This is a genomic window from Phyllobacterium sp. GQ127, assembly GCF_059758635.1.
In genome coordinates, this window is sequence record NZ_JCAXDZ010000013.1 from 1 (window position 1) to 22,652 (window position 22,652).

17 protein-coding genes are annotated in these 22,652 nt (G+C 54.6%); 8 read left to right on the top strand and 9 right to left on the bottom strand.

Annotated features, from left to right (window positions below; translation table 11 throughout):
* Positions 1–596: 596 nt before the first annotated feature.
* Positions 597–815, top strand: coding sequence for a hypothetical protein (locus AC6CHM_RS24500; RefSeq protein ID WP_498175850.1), 219 nt, complete (start codon positions 597–599; stop codon positions 813–815).
* A gap of 191 nt (positions 816–1,006) precedes the next feature.
* Here the strand turns inward: AC6CHM_RS24500 and AC6CHM_RS24505 are convergent, their stop codons facing one another.
* From AC6CHM_RS24505 to AC6CHM_RS24535, 7 genes are all read right to left on the bottom strand, one after another.
* Complete coding sequence (locus tag AC6CHM_RS24505; RefSeq protein WP_498175852.1) at positions 1,007–1,939, bottom strand: MurR/RpiR family transcriptional regulator; 933 nt, start codon at positions 1,937–1,939, stop codon at positions 1,007–1,009.
* Positions 1,940–2,084: 145 nt separating this feature from the next.
* The gene (locus AC6CHM_RS24510) at positions 2,085–2,972 is read right to left on the bottom strand and encodes a fumarylacetoacetate hydrolase family protein (RefSeq protein WP_498175854.1); all 888 of its coding nucleotides are present in this window, start codon (positions 2,970–2,972) and stop codon (positions 2,085–2,087) included.
* Positions 2,973–3,114: 142 nt separating this feature from the next.
* The gene (locus tag AC6CHM_RS24515) at positions 3,115–4,701 is read right to left on the bottom strand and encodes a GMC family oxidoreductase (protein WP_498175856.1); all 1,587 of its coding nucleotides are present in this window, start codon (positions 4,699–4,701) and stop codon (positions 3,115–3,117) included.
* Positions 4,702–4,778: 77 nt separating this feature from the next.
* Positions 4,779–5,198 (bottom strand): nuclear transport factor 2 family protein, encoded by a 420-nt coding sequence (locus AC6CHM_RS24520; RefSeq protein ID WP_498175858.1) that lies wholly within the window; start codon positions 5,196–5,198, stop codon positions 4,779–4,781.
* A 56-nt stretch (positions 5,199–5,254) separates the two neighbouring features.
* A complete protein-coding gene (locus AC6CHM_RS24525; protein WP_498175860.1) occupies positions 5,255–6,994 on the bottom strand; it encodes a hydantoinase B/oxoprolinase family protein in 1,740 nt (579 codons plus the stop codon).
* Between the two features lie 112 nt (positions 6,995–7,106).
* Entirely contained in the window at positions 7,107–9,182 is a 2,076-nt protein-coding gene (locus AC6CHM_RS24530) for a hydantoinase/oxoprolinase family protein (RefSeq protein ID WP_498175862.1), read from the bottom strand.
* 71 nt (positions 9,183–9,253) lie between these two features.
* Entirely contained in the window at positions 9,254–10,624 is a 1,371-nt protein-coding gene (locus tag AC6CHM_RS24535; RefSeq protein WP_498175864.1) for an aspartate aminotransferase family protein, read from the bottom strand.
* An 882-nt stretch (positions 10,625–11,506) separates the two neighbouring features.
* On the opposite strand from AC6CHM_RS24535, the gene AC6CHM_RS24540 reads away from it, so the two are divergent.
* Positions 11,507–13,165, top strand: a complete 1,659-nt coding sequence (locus tag AC6CHM_RS24540; protein ID WP_498175866.1) for a GMC family oxidoreductase — start codon at positions 11,507–11,509, stop codon at positions 13,163–13,165.
* Between the two features lie 3 nt (positions 13,166–13,168).
* Complete coding sequence (locus AC6CHM_RS24545; protein WP_498175868.1) at positions 13,169–13,603, top strand: hypothetical protein; 435 nt, start codon at positions 13,169–13,171, stop codon at positions 13,601–13,603.
* A gap of 642 nt (positions 13,604–14,245) precedes the next feature.
* On the opposite strand, the gene AC6CHM_RS24550 is transcribed toward AC6CHM_RS24545, so the two are convergent.
* Together AC6CHM_RS24550 and gloA are read right to left on the bottom strand one after the other, a co-directional pair.
* Positions 14,246–15,199: a C-terminal binding protein gene (locus AC6CHM_RS24550; protein WP_498175871.1), complete on the bottom strand. Its 954-nt coding sequence runs from the start codon at positions 15,197–15,199 to the stop codon at positions 14,246–14,248.
* A gap of 108 nt (positions 15,200–15,307) precedes the next feature.
* On the bottom strand, positions 15,308–15,718 hold the full coding sequence (gloA, locus tag AC6CHM_RS24555; protein ID WP_498175873.1) for a lactoylglutathione lyase: 411 nt from the start codon (positions 15,716–15,718) through the stop codon (positions 15,308–15,310).
* Positions 15,719–16,516: 798 nt separating this feature from the next.
* Here gloA and AC6CHM_RS24560 point away from each other — a divergent pair.
* From AC6CHM_RS24560 to AC6CHM_RS24580, 5 genes are all read left to right on the top strand, one after another.
* Positions 16,517–17,629, top strand: a complete 1,113-nt coding sequence (locus AC6CHM_RS24560) for an ABC transporter ATP-binding protein (RefSeq protein WP_498175875.1) — start codon at positions 16,517–16,519, stop codon at positions 17,627–17,629.
* A 34-nt stretch (positions 17,630–17,663) separates the two neighbouring features.
* Positions 17,664–19,160 carry an ABC transporter substrate-binding protein gene (locus tag AC6CHM_RS24565; RefSeq protein ID WP_498175877.1) on the top strand — a complete coding sequence of 499 codons (1,497 nt, stop codon included), beginning with the start codon at positions 17,664–17,666 and terminating at the stop codon, positions 19,158–19,160.
* Positions 19,161–19,174: 14 nt separating this feature from the next.
* Positions 19,175–20,122: a carbohydrate ABC transporter permease gene (locus tag AC6CHM_RS24570; RefSeq protein ID WP_498175879.1), complete on the top strand. Its 948-nt coding sequence runs from the start codon at positions 19,175–19,177 to the stop codon at positions 20,120–20,122.
* Positions 20,123–20,170: 48 nt separating this feature from the next.
* Positions 20,171–21,040 carry a carbohydrate ABC transporter permease gene (locus AC6CHM_RS24575; RefSeq protein ID WP_498175881.1) on the top strand — a complete coding sequence of 290 codons (870 nt, stop codon included), beginning with the start codon at positions 20,171–20,173 and terminating at the stop codon, positions 21,038–21,040.
* A 424-nt stretch (positions 21,041–21,464) separates the two neighbouring features.
* A complete protein-coding gene (locus tag AC6CHM_RS24580; protein WP_498175883.1) occupies positions 21,465–22,421 on the top strand; it encodes a MurR/RpiR family transcriptional regulator in 957 nt (318 codons plus the stop codon).
* The last annotated feature ends 231 nt before the right edge of the window (positions 22,422–22,652 follow it).

The window sequence follows — 22,652 nt, forward strand, 5'->3', positions numbered from 1 at the left end:
TGGTCAGCGGACCAAGATCCTGCACGATCTTGTCGAAACCATCTGCAACGAACATTTGGCAGTTCTCAAAAGCGCCGCAGGTGCATGACGCACATCTCTACTAATAATTTGCAAAAGTTCAGTTCCCTAAACGTGCCCGACCACGAGCAATCGCGTGCAAGCCAAAGTGCTATACAACCCCGCGTTGAGTACTTTCAGATTATAGTAGACTAACTGCCCCGCTATTCGATTTTTAATGAGATCCCAACTATGCAATACATTAGGGGCTTTGGCTAATTGAGGTGGCGAAGCTGGCCTTTCCAATTTCAGCATGAGATGTCTTCGATACCCGTGCATCCGAACACTGAACGAGGCCACCATACTGCAAGGGAGTGCCTTTGAGACCTAGGAGTAAGGGCCAGACCGAAGGGCAATAAATAGGCTGAAAACGTCTCAAACCCGCCATATGCGGCCGCGCAAGCGCAGAACTTCCTCGAGCTAAAATACTGTGGCCCCACCTAGCCACCACACTTTGAATATCCTGTTAAGTGCAGCAGCAATCTTTGGGCAGTGCGACAGCGCCGACGCGATGCTAGGCTTGTGTCATGGTGAGACTGGTGCACGAGTCGATTCTCCGTATAACGGCGCGTTCAGTTCCATTGCCTGGAACCGGATTGCCAGCCAGAGCAATCAAATCAAATGAAGGCTTGCACCATCCCGAGCAGCAATTTGCATATATTTTCAGCAGCGCCATCGGAACGGTGAACCGCGTCAGTATGGCCGCCACAATTGCCGAACTTTCCGACGGCAAAGGCAATCCATCCACAACAGTTTGAAGAGCATAAGCATTCATGGGACGGTCAAGCGCTGAGGGCTGTTTCAGAGGCCACGTCTTGCGGCTCTTTTTAAACCATTAAACAAAGCACCGGTGTCACATCCGCTCTCCTCTGAAGATACCTTTCAAATGACAGGGCGTCCTTTGTTGCTTGGAACCTCCATTTGCTTCCAGCCTCCGAAGCAACGTGTTTCAGCTACTTTTTTCGTAGCGGGAGATCTTGGGACTGCCGGACAAGAGATATTCGCCGGATTTCACCAGGAAGTGCTCGTTGTCGCGAATTCTACGTTGTGCCGCCTCGCCAATCTTGCTGATAGTCAAGGCGGCGAGAATGTTGGCGATGGCGATTGCTCCGAGCGTGGATTCGGGGAATGCAGGGCCCGACGATTGCGCCACAAAATGCAGCGGCCCTGCAAACTTGCTGATGGGGGCGGCGAAGCTGTCAGTGATCGCGATAATCTTCCCTCCTGAAAGCGACGCCTTTTCAGTCAGCCTGTGCACAAGGCGGTTGAATGGTGCGAAGGTTGTCGCGACAAAGGCATCGCCGGGCTGGATATCGTCCAAAGCGCCCTCCGGCCCACCGCCTGGAGTGTCCAGCAGGACAATGTTTGGACGCGCTTTCTGTAGGGTATAGGCGAGGGTATAGGCAGGCGTGAACGCCGTTCGCCGGCCGATGACATAGACTTTCGGGGCGCTGGCCAGCAGTTCGACGGCACTTTCAAGTCTTTCCTCTGACAGATGCGCTCTTGCTTGCGCAACGACGCCTTGCTCGGTCGCAAAGAAGGAATCGACGAAAGCCTTCAGTCCGGAGCTTTTGCCCATTTCGGAGATGAGCGTCCGCGCGCTCGATTCATTGCGGTGTATGGACTGGCGATCTCGTTGACGGCCCTCCGGTGTTGTATCGATGAATTGTTGCCGCAGATCGCCATAACCTGCCATCCCCAACTTTTGAGCCAGCCGGACAAGGCTTACGGGCTGAACATTCGCGCGTCGCGCGATCTCCCGCATCGAGTAAAATGGAATCTCGTCGGCATTGTTGATGACGTAATGGGCAGCGTCTACGGTCTGTCCCGACAGTTCAACGCATATCACCTTAATTCGCTCGATCAGATCTAGCTTGGTCATTACTCCCTCTGAAGTTCGACTGTTGGTTGCAGTCGCCGGGCATTGCCCCGCGACGACCTAACAGATGAAGACTGTTCAGATCATACCTGCGACCTCGATTTTTCGACATGAATTGGGCATCCAGACACCACAAACCAAATGTTCCTCAGCGCACAACGTTACGCAGGATGCCCACATTCTCAAGCTCCACCTCTACAATATCGCCCGGCTTCAACCACATCGGCGGCTGCCGCTTTGCACCAATACCCTTGGGAGTGCCCGTCGTAATGATATCGCCAGGCGAAAGAGTCAGAAAATAGGAAACATAGCTCACCAAATGGCGAACCGGAAAAATCATTAGATGCGTATTGGATGATTGGACCTGCGCATCATTGACGCGGGTCTGAATATCGAGGCCCTGGATGTCCCCGACTTCATCCAACGTGACAAGCGCTGGACCACATGGCGTCGAACCATCCACAGCCTTGCCTGGCAGCCACTGCGTTCCGCGGTACTGAAGATCACGCGCCGTGATGTCATTCAAGACGGTCACGCCGGCTACAAAATCAAGCGCGTCCTGCGCAGGGACGGAGTGGCATTGCTTTCCGATGACGATTGCGAGCTCACCTTCAAAATCCAGGTTTGGTGTGATTTTGGAGCAGCATATCTCGTCGAAAGGACCGATAAGAGAACTCGCGAACTTCGCGAAAATGTCGGGGTGCGATGGTGGCGCGCGCCCGGTCTCCGCGACGTGATCGTTATAGTTGAGGCCGATGCAAAGGACTTTAGACGGATCCGTAACCGGCGGGCCAAGCTTCACCTTGTCAAACGGCCCAACCTCGGCTTGCGGATTCTCCCGGACAGCAGCAGTAAGCCGCGCCGAGAGTTCTGACAGCGCTCCTCCGTGTTCCTGCAGCAATCCACGGACCGATAAGACTGGTCTCGCGTTCTCTCCGGATTCGCTTTTGAGAAGCATATCCACGTCGAAAATCAACGAATCCACCACAACACCTGCTCGCCAAATGCCATCCGAGTCATAGGTAACGAGTTTCATAGGTCCTCCCGCACCATGTCGGTGCTTTCGATTCAAGAGTGAAAATGACAAAATTCAACCATCGGGCGATGGACCACAGCTTGAACTATCCGTCCGCAGTTGAAACTGGTTGACCCAATAGAGGGCTACACATTGTTGGTGTTTAGATCCGGTTCCCCTTCATGAAGTCGGCGGCGCGCTCACCGATCATGATCGCAGGCGCGTTTAGATTGCTCGATGACACGAACGGCATGACGGAGGTATCAGCAACCCGAAGACCGTCTATACCATGGACGCGCAACTGGGGATCGACCACGGCCATCTCGTCCGTCCCGATCTTGCAGGCACCGCTCAGATGATATGCCCCCTGTGTGTACGTTCTGACGAACGCTTCGAACTCTGCGCGGGTTTTCAACGGCTTGGCAGGCAAGTGCGACTCGCTCACGAACTTCTTCATCGAAGGCTGTTGCATGATCTCCTGCCCAAGCCGAATCCCATCAACAAGCCGATCTACGTCATACTGATGACTGAGATAGTTCGGGTCCACGATTGGCGGAACACTCGGATCCGACGAGCGAAGAGCAATCCGGCCGCGCGATTTGGGCCGGCAGGCATATACGTTAAGGGTGCATCCGCTTCCGCTCGCCGTCGTTTCCACACCTTCCTCAATGCCGGCACCAGCCAGAAAGTGATATTGGAGATCCGGTGTGGGATCCGCTTGATCACCCCACCAGAAGGCACCGCCCTCGCAGATATTTGACGTAATCGGCCCGGTTCCGAAAAGCATATATTGAGCTGCCGCCGCCAGCTGCCACCGTAACTTCTTGTACTTGTCGTAGCTTGTGTTCGACTTCAAGTTATAGATCAGGAAGCAATCGGTATGATCTTGCAGATTCTGCCCAACGCCAGGAAGGTCGTGAACGACCCGAACGCCAGCGCGCTGGAGTTCGGCAGCAGGCCCTATTCCCGAAAGTAAGAGAAGACGAGGAGATCCGACGCCTCCTGAGGATATGACGACCTCGCGTTCAGCCCGCATCGTTTCAACGCGGCCGTTCACCACGTACTGAACGCCAACGGCGCGACCGCCCTCGACCAGTATCTTCGTGACCTGTTTGTCGGTTACAACGTTCAAATTCCGGCGCTTTCGGGCCGGGTGGAGATAAGCGTCGGCCGAACTGCATCGCCGTCCGTTCTTCGTGGTCAACTGGTAAAGTCCGGCCCCCTTCAGCTCTCCAGAATTGAAGTCTGGATTGTAGGGTATGCCTGCCTCTTGGCACGCCTTCACCCATGCCTTGGTAAGCGGCAATGTATGCTGCTGGTTCGACACACTCAGCGGCCCATCTTGGCCGTGGACATCGCTCGAATAGACTTCATTGTTTTCTGCCTTGCGAAAGTAGGGGAGCACATCCTTATAGCCCCAACCGTCTGCTCCATGATCGACCCAACGGTCGTAGTCCGACGGCGCGCCCCTCATATAGATCATGGCGTTAAGCGAGCTGCCACCGCCCAAAACGCGCGCTTGTCCGACTTGTGGCTCGATGTCGTTCTGATGCTTGAGTTTTTCGACCTTGTACCAGTGAAGCAAAGAGCTCTTGAACGATTTGTAAAATGTTACCGGAAAGCGTATCCAGAGGCTGCTGTCCCTGGGCCCGGCCTCAAACAGCGTCACCGATACATCGGGATCCTCGCTCAGACGCCCCGCAATAGCGCATCCTGCGGATCCCCCACCTACCACAATAAAATCGGGCATCACCTATCCTAATCCGAGTCATATACCGCAAACGGCCCACATGGATATCGCGGGCAATGATCAGTGCTTTTTGGCGCCTATCGGATACCCGAGAAGAACGCATCAACTTCTGCCTGACGCATGTCACAAAACCAGCACTCCACGATCTGCTCGTTTTCGAAACGATAAGCTGCGAGTCGGTCAGTACGGACCTTCTTGTCACCACGCGTCCAGATTTCATGAACCATGATCAGGATCGCCTCATCCGACTCTGCGATGACCTCGTCATGTCCCGCCTCACCGCCGACTATCCACTCGTCGGTGTACGCGGCGACCTTATTTACCCAGCCTTCGACGAAGCCGTTGGCGCCGTGGAAATCGCCGGAAAGGACGGGGTGCGTACCCCCCATGTGCACGACGAGATTGTCTGCATAGTAGCTACAGCCCTTTTCAACATCACCGCTCGACCAAGCTTCGTGATATTCACGAAGAATGTCCTTCGCACGCTTCTTGCTCATGTTTGCTCCTCAATGGTTATACGGACATTTCATCGCTTTGAACCGCAGGGGGAAAATCATGCCGCCTTCTGTCTTGCCTCGGTCGAGAGAATGGATTTTTCATCGACCGAGATGGCGACCCCATAAGTCGCGAGTGCTGCCTGTCGAGATACCACACCGTCACGGACATCGCGCAGGACGGACGCAGGGTCGCGATGGTGCGGATGCCCCCAACCACCGCCAGCCGTAGCCTCAATCACCAAGTGAAACGGCTTGACCGCTTCAACTCCATAAGGCGGGCAGTAAAGCTCTTCACCGGTAGCAAGATCGAAAGCCTTGATCGATCCCTTCTCACCCCAATGTCCGCCATTGACACCGGCACCGCTTTTTTTGCGGGCACCTTCACCTCGCAGCAGATGCTCGCCACCGACCAAAACATCGACCACGTAGTCGACGCCGGTTCCACCCCGGTACTGCCCCGCCCCACCGGTATCACAGCGCATCTGGTAGCGGTGCACGCGGATCGGATAAGATTGCTCATAGGTTTCCACATTCGGAATGAACATACCGCCGAGCGTCATCTGGTGACTGGAAGTGGCAAAGCCATCTCGCCCTTTTACTGCGCCGCCACCGGAGCTGCCGTGCCAATGGTAGAGAACAAAGACGCCCCCGCCAGGTTTCGTGCCTGACGAAATGCCGAATACCGATTTTCCCCAACCTGCGCAGGCGCGTTCGGGGTCGGCTTGAGCCAGTGCCCCCCAGCACGCATTCATGATGTCGATCGCCGGGTATACCGTATTCATCGTCATCGGCGCCGGCGACAAGGCGTTCACAACAGTTCCTTCGGGCGCTATGATTTTAACACAGCGGTAGGTACCTTCGTTGTGCGGAATTGCTGGGTCCAAAAAAGCAGAAAGAGCGCAAAAGACGGCCGAATGCGTGTTGGCGATCCCGCTGTTCTTGAAACCTTTGATCTGCGGCGACGTACCGGTAAAATCAAACGTTATCTTATCTTCGTCGACAGTCATCTTTACGCGCGTTTCGATGTCGACAAGATCAAAGCAGTCGGTATCACTGAAGTCGGAAGCATGCCATACGCCGTTCGGAAGTTCGGAGATAGCTTGGCGCATCCGCCGCTCGCCGTAGTCGAGAAGAGCATCGAGGTAAGCACGGCCCTTCGTGACACCCAGTTGGACAATGACGTCAGCCAACCGCTGGCCGCCGATCCGTGTGGAGCCAATCATTGCGCCAAGATCGCCCTCCAGCAAATCCGGGCAGCGCGAGTTCAAGAGCAACATGCGCCACAGGTCGTCGCGTAGCTGGCCTTTTTCAATCAGCTTGAGGACAGGCAGGCGAATTCCCTCATGGAAAATCTCGGTAGCCTTGGCATTGTAGGTCCCGGCCGCACCTCCACCGATGTCGGACTGATGCGCACGATTGCTGCAAAAGCCGACCAGCTCACCGTCCACGAAAACCGGACGAATAAGAGTCCAGTCAGGCAAATGATTGCCGCCGGCCGCGTAGGGATCACTTAGAATAAAGACGTCTTCTGGCTCAATGCGTCCGGAGAAATCCCTTAGGACTGCGCGAACGGCAAATCCGCCACTGCCGGAATGGATGGGCAGACCATCCGCCTGTGCGATCGTCTCACCATCCGCATTGCTCAAGAAACAGGAAAAATCATGACTCTGGCTGAAGATCGGACTGCGCGCCGTCCGAATCATAATCGTTCCCATCTGCAGACTGATATGATCCAGCTGTCGCTGCAAAATGGCAATAAGAACCGGATCGTATTCGGAAGACAAAACAGTGCTCATAGTTTGACCTCATCAATTCTTGCAATAAAAAACCTGCCTTGCGGGGAATTAAACTGCTGTCGAGCCAACGATGCGGCGGTTTTCAAATAGTGCCCAAGGGTGCGTAGCTTGTTCATGCTGCTTTGCCCTTGAGAAGGTCTACGTGATAGTTTCCGGCATCAGTCATCGTCAGCTTGTCACCCGCCCCCAGCAGGAGCGTGGTGGTTGCTTCCTCAATGATGGCGGGCCCGGTCAGCTCCTGTCTCGGGGTCAGAACCGTACCATCGTAAACGGGTGTTTCGACGAAGCCCAACCCCTTGTCGATCCATACCGGCCGCCGCGAAATGGCCACCGGATCGGAAACCGTGGGAGAAACCTTCCCGACTTCCAAGGCATCCAGCTTACCGATCGCCGCCAATCTCAGATTGACGATCTCGATCGCACCCGCTGGCTGAACATAACCGAAAAGACGTTGGTAGATCTGTTCAAACGCTGCCCTTATCGTTGAGGCATCCGTCGAGGAGCATTCCACGGGTATGGTCCATTGCTGGCCGAAATAACGAAGGTCGTAGGCACGCTTGAGAAGCGTCTTATCCCCCGTGAAGCCTTCGCGCGCCAGAACCTCATTCGCTTCCGCCTGCATCTGGGCAAAAGCGGCTTCGATCGGTCCCGTTCCAGACGTCTGCACATTGCTCAACTCTTTGAGCCAGCTTCGCACAAAGTCGTGGCGAAGGTCAGAATTGCACATCCCAAACGCGCAGAACACGCCCGCAAGCCGCGGAACATAAAGACTTGAGCAACCGAGCAATCTTGCGGTCGAAGGACCGTGCAACGGCCCCGCTCCACCGCAGGCTACGAGCGTAAACGCCCGCGGATTGTAACCTTTCTCAAGCGAGGCTCGCTCCACTGCGTGAAGAATATTTTGTTCGACGAGTTGAATGATGCCAGCCGCTGCATCTGTGACGCTGAGACCAAGAGGCTTGGCGACATGTGTCTCAATCGCCTCGATCGCCTTTTCGAGGCTCAACGTGATCACTCCGCCGGCATATGGACCCGGCTTGAGTCGGCCGAGCACCAACTGCGCATCGGTCACTGTCGGACGTGTGCCGCCGCGGCCATAGCTTGCCGGTCCGGGCGTCGAGCCCGCTCCTTCCGGCCCAGCCTTCAGGAGGCCGGCACCGTCCACAGCTGCGATCGTCCCTCCGCCTGCACCTACCGTGTGAATATCGACGGACGGAATGTTCAAGTGGTAACCGTCGACCACGATCTGGTCGGTCATTGAGACCATACCGTGCTCCATCAACGTAACGTCGCAGCTCGTTCCACCGACCTCGATCGACAGCAAATGCTCGGACCCGGTATCCTGACCGAAGAACTTCAAGGAACCGACGCCGGCGGCCGGGCCCGAAAGAACCAGACTGGCGGGCGTGTGGCCAATCTCATCGATGGAAATCGCTCCGCCATTCGACTGAATCATCAACAGCTTGCGCTGCAAGCCGAGCGAGGCGAGCCGTTTTGATAGACTTTCAAGATAAGGGACAACACGGCGCGCAACATAGGCGTTGACGACGGTCGTCGACGTGCGTTCATATTCACCGATCGTTGGGGCGATTTCCGACGAAGCGGTGACCCAGACATTTGGAAGAAGCTTCTTCAGCTCTGCTTTGGCAGCCTGTTCATGTGCTGGATTTGCGTAGGAATGCAGGAAACAGATCGCCACAGCCTCAACGCCCTCCTCCTCGAAAACACGCGCAGCGGCCGCGACGGAACCGGAATCGAAAGGTATCCTCACCGTGCCATCCTGCTCCAGGCGCTCGAGGATAGGGAGGCGTAGATAACGGGGGACCAGGACTTCGGGAAACGGCTTTCGATGGTCCCACACGTCTTCACGCATCGAGCGCCTGATCTCCAGGGAGTCCCGGAAGCCGTCCGTGACCAGAAGTCCGACCTTTGCACCCTTCTTTTCAAGCAGCGTGTTGGTAGCAATGGTCGAGCCATGAACAAATAACTCAGTATTGGAAAGTAAGGTTTCGACTTCGATTGCCAAAGCACCGGCCGCGAGTCGGATTGCCGAAAGAACGCCTTCCGTTGGATCGGAAGGCACTGAAGGAGCTTTGAACGCACGAACCGCTCCTGTGGAGTCGACCATCACCAGATCGGTAAAGGTACCGCCAATATCAACTCCGACGCGGTAGGGTGCAATTAACATCGGCTGTCCACTCATCATTGCTCACCATATCCTTCTATGTTCTGTCAGAGGTTCAACTGAACTCTCCGGGTTCAGCCTGCCGAGCCTTGGTGAGCGCCGAGCTCCCTTTCGACGACGCGCACCAGTTTGTCTGCTATCGAAAAAACCTCGACTTCGGTCATTGGACTGGAAAGCGACCCCGAGCAATTGGGCGTCAGGAGCACGTTTTCGTCCAACATGGCCAATTGAATCCGACGGATGAGCTTTGCGGCCCCCGCAGTCGGAAATGCGCTCCGATAGCCGGTGACTTTGTCCGCTCCGACATGAAGCCGGAACAGCGATCCCATTCCTGTGACCGTTGCCGCTACGCCAGCTTCGGCAAGTCCTTTGCTGATTTTCTCGCGCAGGGTGTCGCCGAGTTTGTTGAGCCGGTCCACTACGGGCCGCGAATAATGCTCCAGTGAGGTCAAGCCCGCAGCCATGCTCAGCGGGTTAGCACTGAACGTACCCCCCATAGCCACTTTTGGCTTGCCGGCAGAGTGGTCGAAGACCGCCATACAATCGGCGCGCCCGGATACAGCGCCGATCGGCAGTCCGCCGCCAATGATCTTCGCCGTCGTGATCAGGTCCGGCTCGAGACCGAAAAGAGGGGAAGCCCCTTCATAGGACAGACGGAAGCTGATCACTTCGTCGGCAATGAGAATCATGCCGTCGCGGCGGCATGCATCTTGTATGACCGCAGCCGTCTCCTTCGACATGGGCACCGTACCGGCCCGCGAAGCATGCGGATCAACGATTATAGCCGCCAGCGTAGCCCCTTCACGGCGAAGGATATCGGCGCAACGTTGAGGATCGTCGTATGGAAGCACCACCACCTCCTGTAATACTGATTCCGGCGTACCCGCATTGCAACGGACAGATGCGGGATTGCCATTCTCGTCGTCCCAATTGGAAGGCGTCGGATCAAGGCTCACTTCCACCCAATCATAGGCTCCGTGATAGCAGCCTTCAAACTTGGCAATCCTGTGCCGGCCGGTCAGGCCGCGTGCACCCTTGATTGCGGCCAAGACCGCCTCGGTTCCCGAATTGCAGAAACGAGTCTGCTCCATCCGTGGGTTTCTGTCAGCCAGCGCTTCGGCCAGAAGGATTTCGCTTTCTGTCGGCATACCGAATGCTGTTCCCTTAGTCATTGCATTGCGCACTGCGTCCATAACAGGGCCAAAAGCATGGCCATGAATGAGGGAGAAGAAGTTGTTCGCGCAATCAAGAAGCCGCCTTTCATCAATGTCGATGACCCAGCAACCTTCGCCACGCGCTGCATAGGGCGGATGCGGTTGAAACCACGACGCCGCGCGCATTGAACCTCCTGGAACCACTTTCCGCTCTCGCAAGAATGCAGCATCCGAGCGCTTGCCGGTAACGGAACCTGCTTCACTGCTGCCGTGCGCTAAGCTGAGTTTCATATTGTTCTCCATCAGTCTTGAGTGAGCGCAATAAACACCATGATCCAATCACATGTCAACAGGATCATGTGATCCAAGATTCTTTTTGGAGTGCGGTAGAGCTGGGGCATCCAAAACGCTGGAGTCGCCGAAGTGGGTACTTGCCGCCTAAGCCATTGCGACCGCGTAACGTGACCTCTAATCTGCCGACGATCGACCGCTCATTTGTCGCTGTCGGACATGGCACGGCCACGTCAGTTCTAGCGCATGATTTCAACCGACGAAATCTCATTACTGAGCAATCACCTTGCATCCCCTACCCCGGGCAAAACGCACACGTTCCGGAATGGAACAGTGGGCCATGTGGGTAAGCCATGAGTTATTCTGGAAGATTTTGACTATTGAAGTGCTCGGTCTGGCCGACTAGGGGACGGACAAAATTCCGTTAGGATCACTTGATCCACTTGACATTCATCAGGATCATGATGTTGACTGTGGGCGATCAAGCGCGGGTAGAGATATTTGCGGTAGACTTGGAGACGGCTGTGAAAATAAGAGACCATCCCGCGTCTAAGAAGATGAGCCTAATATGAGTAGTGACAAAAGGGGAGGTCTTCGCTCACGGCTGGTACATACCGCTCTCAGCTACAAGGAGGCGAAAACCGCCGTCACCCCTGATTCCGCTACTGCGAGAAACAACAAGATCTGGAGCAGGGCTGCCGCCAAGGCGTAAAGAAGGTCGTGAGGCGGTAATTCCGTTGATTTTCTTGATATCACCGCGAGACACCGGCCGATTTGAAAGATGTCAAAAGTGGCATCTCCACGGAAACTGCAAAAATATGACACTCGGCATGGAATCCCGCCGCCCGACCGGCGCTGCGTAAAATTTAGGGAGTCAGCTAAATGACGAATGAAAGCCAAACGACTGTTTATGACGTCGTAATTGTTGGCTCCGGGCCGTCCGGGGCAGTGGCAGCAAAACGCCTTGCAGAAGAGGGAATGTCTGTCATCTGTCTGGAACAGGGTAGCTACCCTGACTACACGAAGCTTCGCCACTCTGGTCTAGAGTTCGAACTGACGAAAGCCCAGTATTTTTCTTCAAATCCGAACAGGCGGAGGTCACCGTCCGATTATCCCATTAACGTATCAGATTCGGACATTGAGCCGTTAATGTGGAATGGCGTGGGAGGGAGCTCGATCATCTATACAGCTGCATGGCATCGGTTGAAACCGAGTGATTTTCGTGTGCGTACGGTGGATGGTATCGCCGACGATTGGCCCTTGAGTTATGACGACCTTGAACCATTTTATACGCGTGTTGAGAACGATTTTGCCGTTTCCGGTGTCGGGGGGGATCCGGCTTATCCGCCAGGCTTCGAAATCCCGCTACCCCCCTTTCCGATGGGAGCAATGGAACGGAAATTCTCCGCAGCACATGACCGGCTTGGATGGCACTGGTGGCCGGGAAGCAATTCAATAGCGACAGTGAAACACAACGGGCTATTGCCTTGCGTGCGTCGCGGGGCGTGTGCCTGGGCTTGCTTCGATGGCGCCAAGGCCTCAGTCGACCGAACGCACTGGCCCACATGTCTTAAGCTCGGGGTTAAACTCGTTCAAAATGCACGTGTATTGCGCGTTGAGACCGGATCTGATGGTCTTGCAACTGGCGCAACCTACGTGGATCGCGAGACAGGGGCTACGCATTTTCAGCCCGGACGCATCGTGATTGTTTCGGCCAACGGTGTCGGCACACCCCGGCTGCTCCTTAATTCGGCTTCGAACGACCATCCCAACGGATTGGCGAATTCTTCAGGGCTGGTGGGAAAACGGTTAATGATGCACCCCTATGGAACCGTGAGCGGCCTGTTCGACGACTTCTTCGAAAATTGGCAAGGCCCCTACGGCCAGCGCGCCTACTCCCTCGAATTTGCAGAGACCCGCAAAGACACGAATTTCTACCGAGGAGCAAAATGGCAGCTCATGGGAATGGGCGGCCCTCTGGCGTCGGTTGGCAGCTGGCCATGGGGCAGCAACAGTGATGTGTGGGGCGAAAATTTCCATGTAACTGTGCAGAAGCGGTTCGGTCGTTCAGCTTATTGGGGGATCATGGCCGAGGATCTACCAAGTGATGAGAACATGGTTTCTCTCGATCCCGATGTGACCGATGCCCAGGGCATGCCTGCTGTGAAGGTGACGTACAAGGCATCGCAAAATACAAAGGATCTCCTGGATTTCAACCTCTTGCGCGCTGCGGAGTCCATGAAAGAAGCGGGCGCTTATGAAGTTTTGGGAACACCCTTGATGCGAGAAACCGGCTGGCACATACTCGGAACAGCGCGTATGGGCAACGATCCACACACCTCAGTCGTTGACTCTTTCGGTCGCTCGCACGACGTGCCAAACGTCTTCATCATGGACGGCAGCGTAATGCCAACCTCGGGCGCGGTAAATCCTACTGGCACCGTTACCGCACTGGCACTGCGAAACGCTGAATCCATCATTGAAAACAGGCGCTCACAGCCAGTAAGCCGGACTGCCGAAACGCGAAAGGTCGAACTATAAGCCATGACTTACAACATCGATGACTTTCAAAACAGGATCGCGTGGGTCGCCGATACCCTAATCCCTTCGGACGCGAAATTCGGGATGCCCTCTGCCACGCAAGCCGGCATGCTGGAACGTCTGCTGCCCCGTGCTTTAAAGGAGCGTGACGACATGGCGCGGTCATTCTTTGAGGCAATTTTGCGCCTGCCTGAGGCCTGTCCAAAAGATCCTTTGGACGCGATCCGCGCGCTCGGCGCCGATGACTTCTATGTGATTTCCTTCCTGATCGCGGGCGCCTATTTCCTGGACGAGGCCGTCACCGGCAAATTGCGATACCCAGGACAGGAAGCTTTGTACGACACGCCGGATTACGATGAGATAGTGGAGACGATAGAACGGGTGCAGTCGAGGGGAGCGGTTTACTTGGACGTGTCGGATGGGTCGAAACCCGTCTAGGTTACGCGGCAGAAATCGTGGGTACCCCGTTGTAACCTATGGGCATATTTCCGGTTTCCATTCCATTCAGCGTGATGCGGACGCTTGGCGGAGAAAATTTCGAAGGCCTTTTCCCAATTATTCCCGCTACCGCTCTGTTGGGGGGTGTAGAGACAGGTATGGGGCGTGACGTGACTGCGTGCCTCAAAGTTTTTCGCGCGCACGATTATCCGCGTCATCAGCTCGATTTCCCTTTCGCGCCGTTGGACTGAAGCAAGTCTAGCTGATGCGCCTTAGCCCATGTTCAAGCACTGGATGTCTCCCATTTCCAAATGCCAGCCCGTAGGTTTTGGGAGAGATATCTCGCCCCGCACTGCGTTTGAAAATCGCTTTTCTGTGCCCTCAACGGGAGAATGTTAAAGCGGACGTTGCCATCGCTGGCATGGCCGTAGATCGAAAGAATGGTGTCACTCCGATACCGGCGGCCTGACAATCCCAAGCTGCAACACGGATACCTTTCAAATAGTTTGCACGTATCTGGCCGCCACAGTGGCGGCCGCACTTTTGGTCTATTTCCCGCAGACCATTGGCGCTTGAGCGACGACTGCCTTCTGGATTAAGATGAAAATAAAATCAGCTATTCATACGCGGCGAGCACATCACTCACCGGGTTACGAGATCCGGAAGGGCTTCTCCCTGCAGTGCGCGCCGGGCTCTTTCGACGGCTTGCTCTTGCAATGCATCCAATGATGTGTTGGAGCGCCAGGCAACATGAGGCGTGAACACCGTATTTGGTGCTTCGAGGAGCGGATGGCCAGCGGGTAAAGGTTCCTGCGCGAATGTATCAAGCCCAGCGCCTGCTATGCTTCCCGCGCGAAGAGCAGCGGCAAGCGCTTCCTCATCGATCAGCCCACCGCGCGAAACGTTTACAATCACCGCATTGCGCCGCATACGCTCCAGTACCTCGGCCGAGATGATGTGGCGGGTTTGCTCAGTGAGAGGCAGATGAAGTGAGACGACATCCGACTCCTCCAACACCAGCTTCAGGGTTGCCGCGGGTACGTCTGAAAAAGTTGATACTGGGTCAAAAGCATGGACCTTCGTACCAATATCAGCCCACCATTTCGCGACCAGCCGTCCGATGCGGCCCATTCCAATTATGCCAACCTGCAGATTCGATAGTTTGGGCGTATCCAGGCCAATCACTCCCGCCCACTCGCCGGCACGGATAGCGGCCTGCCCCTGCGGAATGCGACGAGCCAAGTTCAGCCCCATCGCCAATGCATGTGACGCGACTTCCTCGGAGGCTGTATCGGGAACAATAGTTACGGGCACGCCCACTCTGTTAGCCGCTGCCACATCAATGTTGTCGTAACCGACACCATAGCGCACAACTGCCTTGCAGCGCCGCAGCATCCCAAACTCCTCTTCTGTCATCTGGGCGTAGGGCGTCACCAATACGACCTCCGCCTCGGCCATGCGACTGCGGAATGAAGCCTGATCCTCGGCAACCACGATTTCTCGACCGAAATGTTCAGCTAGTGCGCGTTCCCTGTTTACGTTCGGGAAGCGGTGGGGAGCGACCAGAATAATCCCCACCTCGTTTGCCATAGTCATCTTATCAGTTCTCCACGTTTGACAGGAAATCGGCGGACGCGATCCGGTTGGGTGTCGCAATCGAGACCCAAGGTTCGCATCGCGGTCGCTGGGCTTTTTGACTGGACCTCAGCTCATTGTGTCGAGGTCAATCAGTTCGATCTTGTACCCATCTGGATCATCGACAAAGGCAATCACGGTCGTACCGTACTTCATGGGTCCTGCGGGTCGCGGAATTCGAGCTCCGTTCGCCGCCAACTCATCGCAAATGTTGTAAATATTCCTGACGCCGAGTGCGATGTGCCCATAGCCAGTTCCGAGATCGTAGTCGGTTTCTTGATCCCAATTGTGGGTCAGCTCGATGAGCGCGTTGGATTCTTCCGGGCCATAGCCCACGAAGGCGAGCGTGAACTTGCCTTCGTGGTAATCCATCTTGCGCAGTAACTTCATTCCCAGGAGCCGCGTGTAGAAATCGATCGACCTGTCGAGGTCTTTCACCCGCACCATTGTATGCATTACCCGAAATTTGGGCTCACTCATCCGTCTTTCCCTCTCGACTGTCCGTCTCTTCGCGAGCGCCATCTAGATGGCATTGCCCGCAAAAAAACTTCTGGTTCCAGCGCCCGCCTTGGCGACACCACTGCGCGCGTAGACAGGCCGGTCTGGTTGTTTCTTGTCTCATGGCATCTGGCCGCAGACCGTTGATATCGGTGGTCCACCAATCTTCACCACTATTTGCATATGACAGGTCCGCCGCATCTAATAAGTTGCAAGCACCTGACTATACCCGCCTGCCGAAACCAAATTTCTGTGGCTGCCCTCACCAATTCCTGACGTCAGTGAACACTATGATCCCACTATATGTCAATAGGATCATCTGATCCACACCGTTTTTCTCGTCCGTTGTCTCGGAGGGCCGCATTTGGGAGCGACCGGCCACGCCACAAAATTCCTACTTTTTGGAACGGCATCACGAAAACGCGAAACCTTCGCGGGTCGTTGCCTCCATGGTCCACGCTCCAGCAGCGAACGTGCCGGCTTCCTCATGGATTCCACCTCTAAATGGCGTCCTCGCATGCATCACGCTGGCACCACCCGGCGCGGGTATGACCGCTTGAAATGTGAATCACAAAAATGCAGTTGGATCACATGATCCTATTGACAACTTATTGGATCATGATGTTCACTGCAGTCAATAAAAAGGGGATTGAGGGCAAGAGAGTCTGGGTCTTGCACCTTATAGCGATTTAACAGGGTACGTATCCGCAAGCGCTCCGAAGGCAAATTGTCTTCGGCTCATTCAGTTTAACCAGAAAGACGACCTCTGGAGGAGAGCTCATGACTTCCGTCACTTTCGCAAATGTCTGGAAGCAATTTGGAACGCACACGGCCATCGAAGACCTAAATCTTGAAATCAAAGATGGTGAGTTCATGGTGTTCGTCGGACCTTCCGGATGCGGGAAGACAACCACCCTTCGGATGCTTGCGGGCCTGGAAACCCCGACATACGGCAAAATCCTACTCGGGGATGAAGATATCACACTGAGGCAGCCCGGGCGCCGTAACATTTCGATGGTCTTCCAAAGCTATGCGCTCTACCCGCACATGACGGTTCGTCAAAATCTGGCATTTGGCCCCGAAATCCGACATGAGATAAAAACTAATATTGCCGCTGATATCGACAGGGTAGCGAACCTTGTAGGGCTTCAGGCGCTGTTGAATCGCTTTCCAAGCGAGCTTTCGGGCGGGCAGCGCCAGCGAGTGGCTCTCGCGCGTTCGATGATCCGTCGACCGCGTATTTTCCTTCTCGATGAACCTCTATCAAATCTGGATGCTAGCTTACGAACCCACATGCGCACCGAGATTGCCGAGTTACAGCGCAAGTTGGGAGTCACCGCTGTTTATGTCACACATGACCAAGTTGAAGCGATGACAATGGGGCATAGAATTGCGGTGTTTGATCATGGCCGCATTGTTCAGGTTGCAACACCGGCGGAATTGTATCAAGCGCCAGCCAACAAGGTTGTAGGCATGTTCATCGGTTCCCCACGAATGAACATCCTACCTGCCAACGTTAGCCTTGATGGCCGTACGGTGACGGTTCGCTGCTTTGGCACGACCTTTTCCATGGAGGGACGACACTTTGCCATGGATCGTTTTTCGGACAAGGTCGAATTGGGCGTTCGGCCAGACGAAATCCAATGGGTGAAGGATGCCCCTTTAAGATGCACTGAAAAAATCACGGGCACTGTGAAGTCACTTGAGACGACGGGATCTGACACCTTCGTCCTGGTTGATGTCGAGGGAACGGAAGTGAACTCCAAATTTCCAAGCTTTGCTCCAGTAAAGCGCGGAGACAGGGTCGATTTGGTCTTTGATCCAGCAGATCTGCATTTTTTTGATGCAGATACTGGGGCGAGCCTGAAGGTTAATTTGACCAACTATAACTAACCGGAAACGCATTCTAAACTGGGAGAAAGAGTTTATGTCGACATACCGAGTTGGATACACTTCCTACGCGACGCTGAATGATGAATCTGACGAGCGCTCGCAAGCCGATCACGACAGTAGTTCATCGCGGCGTCACTCAAACCGCTTGAAAAGCACGAAAGCCATCAATCGGGTATTGCGTAATTTTGCTTTGGCCGCCCTCATGGCCACAACGGTTTTTTCAACCGCATATGTGGACGCTGCCCAGGCAGCAAATGTGAAGGTAGCTTTCAGTCTGAACTGGACCTTCGCTGATCCCAAGCTCGCTCAAAAATGGTTCGCCGACGTCAAGACTCAATTTGAGGCGAAGCATCCCGGGGACACGATGGAACTCATCCCGGTCCCCGGCACTTATGACGACTTCATTACCAAATTGAGCCTCCTTTACAACTCGCCGGACACCAAGCCGGATGTGGTCCAGTATTTCGATATCAATGTCGGACAATTCGCTGGCAGCGAACTTCTTTCGCCGATCGACGAGAAAGTTGCGAACGCACCTTGGTGGCAGGACACTCCGGACGCCGTGAAAGAGTCAGGAAAATACGATGGCCATGTCTATTCGGTAGCCCAAGGGATCAATACCTATGGCATCCTTTTTGACCGTACTCTGACGGAAAAGGCCGGCATACCGAAGGATTGGGCGCCGAAAAGCTGGACTGAAATCCTTGACGCCGCGCGGGCGATCAAGAAGACGTCTCCCGATGCTTCGCCGCTCTACATCATAACAGGCACGTCGCAAGGCACCTTTGGCGTGGTGGCGGGACCTGGCCTTTTGCTGTCGGCATCCAGCACGCCAACGATCTATGACACAGCTACCAAGAAATGGGTCGTTGACAGCAAGGGCATCAGGGAAGTTCTCAACTTCTACAAGACTGCAGCAGCGGAAGGTCTTCTCGCGCCCACCTCGCAGGTCATGGATCCCAACGGCGCAACTCATCCCGCGCAGGCTTTGCACGATCATAAATTCGGTATCACCTTTGCAGGAAATTGGATCCCGGTCTTCTGGGGCAAGGATATATGCGCCCCTTGCTGGGATGATAAGGAAGAAACGATCGGTTTCGCCAAGGTGCCGACGTCAGAAGGCCAGACACCGGGAATGGGGGCGAGCTTTAACGGCGTTGTCCTGTCCATGTCCAAAGACCCGTCGAATCCCGAGCTCGCATGGTCTGCAATCGATATCATGCAGCAAAAGCAAAATATGCTGAACATTGCAGCCTGGGTGGCGGTTGCCCCGCCCATGGCGTCCTTGAAGACCGATCCAAATTATATTTCCCTCAGCCGTCCGCCCTTCCAAGAAGCGTTCGCCGAGTTGGGTTCAACCTCGAGAAGCATGCCTTCACAGGCCGAGTTTCCGATCTGGGGCAATGCGTTCCAGCAAGCTACTCAAGCGATGGTGTTGAAGCCGGAGACCACGATTGACGAGGGTGTCGGAATCCTCCGATCGTATATGGCAACCCAAGTGGGCGAAGACAACTTGGAGACCTTGCCTTGAATTCGAAGCACTCAATGAGTGCCAACCAGGGCCCGGTAGCTGCGCCCGGGACCCAGGTGGGAAGCAATACGAGTGACCAGGCGCACGCACGCGTGCGCTTGGATACGCCTCAAGTGAATCCAATCAGCTTTATTTTGCTGTCTCCGGCTGCATCGCTTCTTGGCATGCTTTTTCTTGGGCCAGTACTATATGCAATCTATCTTGGCTTCACCAATTTACAATTGATCGGCATCCATGCGATCAACTACCGCTTTACCGGGTTGAGCAATGTCGCATTTCTTCTAAACGACGCGATCTTTTATAAATCTCTGTGGCTTACGGTCATTTTTGTTGTCGGATCAGGTGCGATCGCAACGACGTCGCTTGGGCTTATCTTGGCTCTGGCGCTGCAGAACTGTGTGGCGCCGATAAGATGGATCACCAGCGCTGCCGCTATCCTGGCCTGGACACTGCCTCCAACAACAATAGCATTTCTTTGGATGGCGACGAGTACGCAATCCGGTCTTATCGCTCTCCTGGCAGGCAATCAGCGCCTTGATCTTCTATACCAGCACGCCATGCTGGTCGTCTCGACCGCAAATGCTTGGTCATTGGCCGGCCTCGCAATGACAATGTTCTCGGCGGCCCTTCGCAACATACCCGGCGATCTATTGGAAGCCGCTCAGTTGGAAGGCGCCTCCTCGCTTCAGTCGTTGAGGCGGATAACGCTGCCAATGCTGAAGCCAACGATAGTAACATGCGCTCTGCTGATGATGTTGATGACGTTCGGCAATTTCACCTTGATATATCTGATGACAGGCGGGGGACCGGGCAACGATACGAATATTCTACCCGTTTATACATACCAACAGGGCTTCAAGTTCCACAACCTCGGCTATGCCGCGTTGTTGGGCAATGTCATGGTGCTCCTATCGGCATTTCTCGGCGGTCTGTTTGTTTGGGCAACCAAGTCTCGTCGCTAGGCGTACCCCAACAATGCCGTTGATACTCCAATGATGAAGGTAATTGGAATGCAAACAACCTCAGTCGAGCGCACTTCTTGCCCACCACGAGGGCAAAAGGCAAACAAACCGAACAAAATTACGGCGGACCGGATTGTCAGTAATTCCACTGCGCTTGTTCTGGCGATATTCTTCGTATTGCCAATGATGTGGATGGTGCTTGCTTCAGTCGATCACGGTGCAACGAATCAGCTGAAGGCCCCGGACTTGACGGCTGAGCATTACTGGGTTGCTGTCCAAGCGGACAATCTTTTGGCGCTCGGAAATAGCTTGCTGATATCGACAGTCGCCACCGTGGTTGGTACGGCTGCTGCGTTCATCGCCGCTTACGCATTTTCGAAGCACAACATTCCATTCAAAAATCCCATTTTGCTAACTGTACTGTTCCTCTCCGGGGTGCCTATCTCGATTTTGATCGTTCCCGTCTACAAAATGTTCGCAACACTGGGGTGGCTGTCCATTATCCCGACGGGGATATTACTCGGCGTAACCGCTATTCCCTTCCAAATTTACCAATTGAAGAACTTCATAGATGCGGTTCCGACAGAGCTTGAGGAGGCAGCCGCACTTGAGCAGGCCAACACGCTCCAGATATTAATCCGTGTGATCTTGCCCCTGGTCAAGCCAGGTCTCGCTTCTTCTGCAATTTTCGGTTTCGTCAATGCATGGGGCAACTTTCTAATGCCAGTGGTTCTTATCAACAGTCTGGCTGATCAACCGGCACCGGTACACCTTTTCGGATTCATGGGCTCAAACTCGATCAACTATGGTGTCATAGCCGCCTATTCCATCGTCTACTCGCTCCCGCTAATCATGCTATTTCTGGGAATGTCCCGCCAATTCAAAGCAGGTTTTGCTCTCGGTGGCGCAGTAAAATAGCCGCACGCACGCTATTTTTAACTAACGAACCGCGATAACGCGGATCCTTAAACCAGCACCCTCAATACAGAGGAACCGCAAGAGCCAGTTACACGAGAAGCAAACGGGATTGCTCTCTTGGGGCTGGACATTGCGTTTCACTCACGAAGGCAGGGTTTGTCGGACGCCGCAAGAATTCTTAAACGGTCAAACAGAAATCTGATCCTCTCCGGTTTTTACAAGGCAATTCTAGCCGTTCGGCCGTTATCGTTATTGTCAACGAGCCGAATGCTACGTACATATTCAACCGAGGATGAGGATGTTTCTAACCAATGATTACAGACGGAGATCGAAAGATGGCCATCACTTGTGATTTCTCTTGGCGAATCGCCAACAGCTGGTCCGCCTCATATACGCCCAAGTCCTCCATGTTCCAGAGGCGCATGTGACCAGACCAGAACTGATAGAAAAGCTTAAGGTGATATGCGTTGAACTGTCGGGACAGACCGTAGACGCTGCCCATTATGTCATCAACAATGCCGACGAGATTCCATTTTACTCGATGCGGGAGATCGCGCGACGCGCGAATGTTCAGCCCGTAAGCCTTGTCCGGCTGGCTCAAAAGTTGGGGATGGCAGGTTATGGCGATCTGCGGCAACAATTCATCGATACAACACCGGAGGGCCGTCAACGAGATCGCCAGTCCATACACCGCAATGAATCGAGCGCGCGGACGCTCATCTCCGAATTGGGCAAAAGCTCCGGACTGAAGGCTTTCGTCGATTCCTTCTTTGCGACCGAGCAAGGCGTCGTTGCGCAAGCAAGAGCGCATCTGTCAGAGGAAAGACTTGAAAGTGCCGTCGAACTGCTGGCCAGCGCCCCGAAAGTCTATGTCATCGGCCGGCGAACGGCGTTCACGCCTGCCTATACCCTCGCCTATACCCTGCAGAAAGCGCGTCCAAACATTGTCCTGCTGGACACTCCAGGCGGTGGGCCGGAGGGCGCTTTGGACGATATCCAGCCCGGCGATGCCTTTGTCGCGACAACCTTCGCACCATTCAACCGCCTTGTGCACAGGCTGACTGAAAAGGCGTCGCTTTCAGGAGGGAAGATTATCGCGATCACTGACAGCTTCGCCGCCCCCATCAGCAAGTTTGCAGGGCCGCTGCATTTTGTGGCACAGTCCTCGGGTCGCGCATTCCCCGAATCCACGCTCGGAGCAATCGCCATCGCCAACATTCTCGCCGCCTTGACTATCAGCAAGATTGGCGAGGCGGCACAACGTAGAATTCGAGACAACGAGCACTTCCTGGTGAAATCCGGCGAATATCTCTTGTCCAGCGGCATCAAGAGTTCGCGACGGCGCCCGAAAACAGGTTATGAACCATCACTCGAAGAATAATGACAGAATACCTTAACACGCGAAGCTGACCAAGCGCTCCCCCACGCCGAGGCTAAAAGCCCAGTATGGGACAAGTGTGAACCGATCACCAGCGCTTATCTGCAGCGTCCCGCGATTGCGGATATCTCTCGGTGGCCTCTTCAAGATTTTGCTAACAGATTGCTCATTAAGCAATCTGCACAAAAAGCCGTAAGGTTGGAAAAAAGTTGACGCTGATAGATGTTGGCGAAG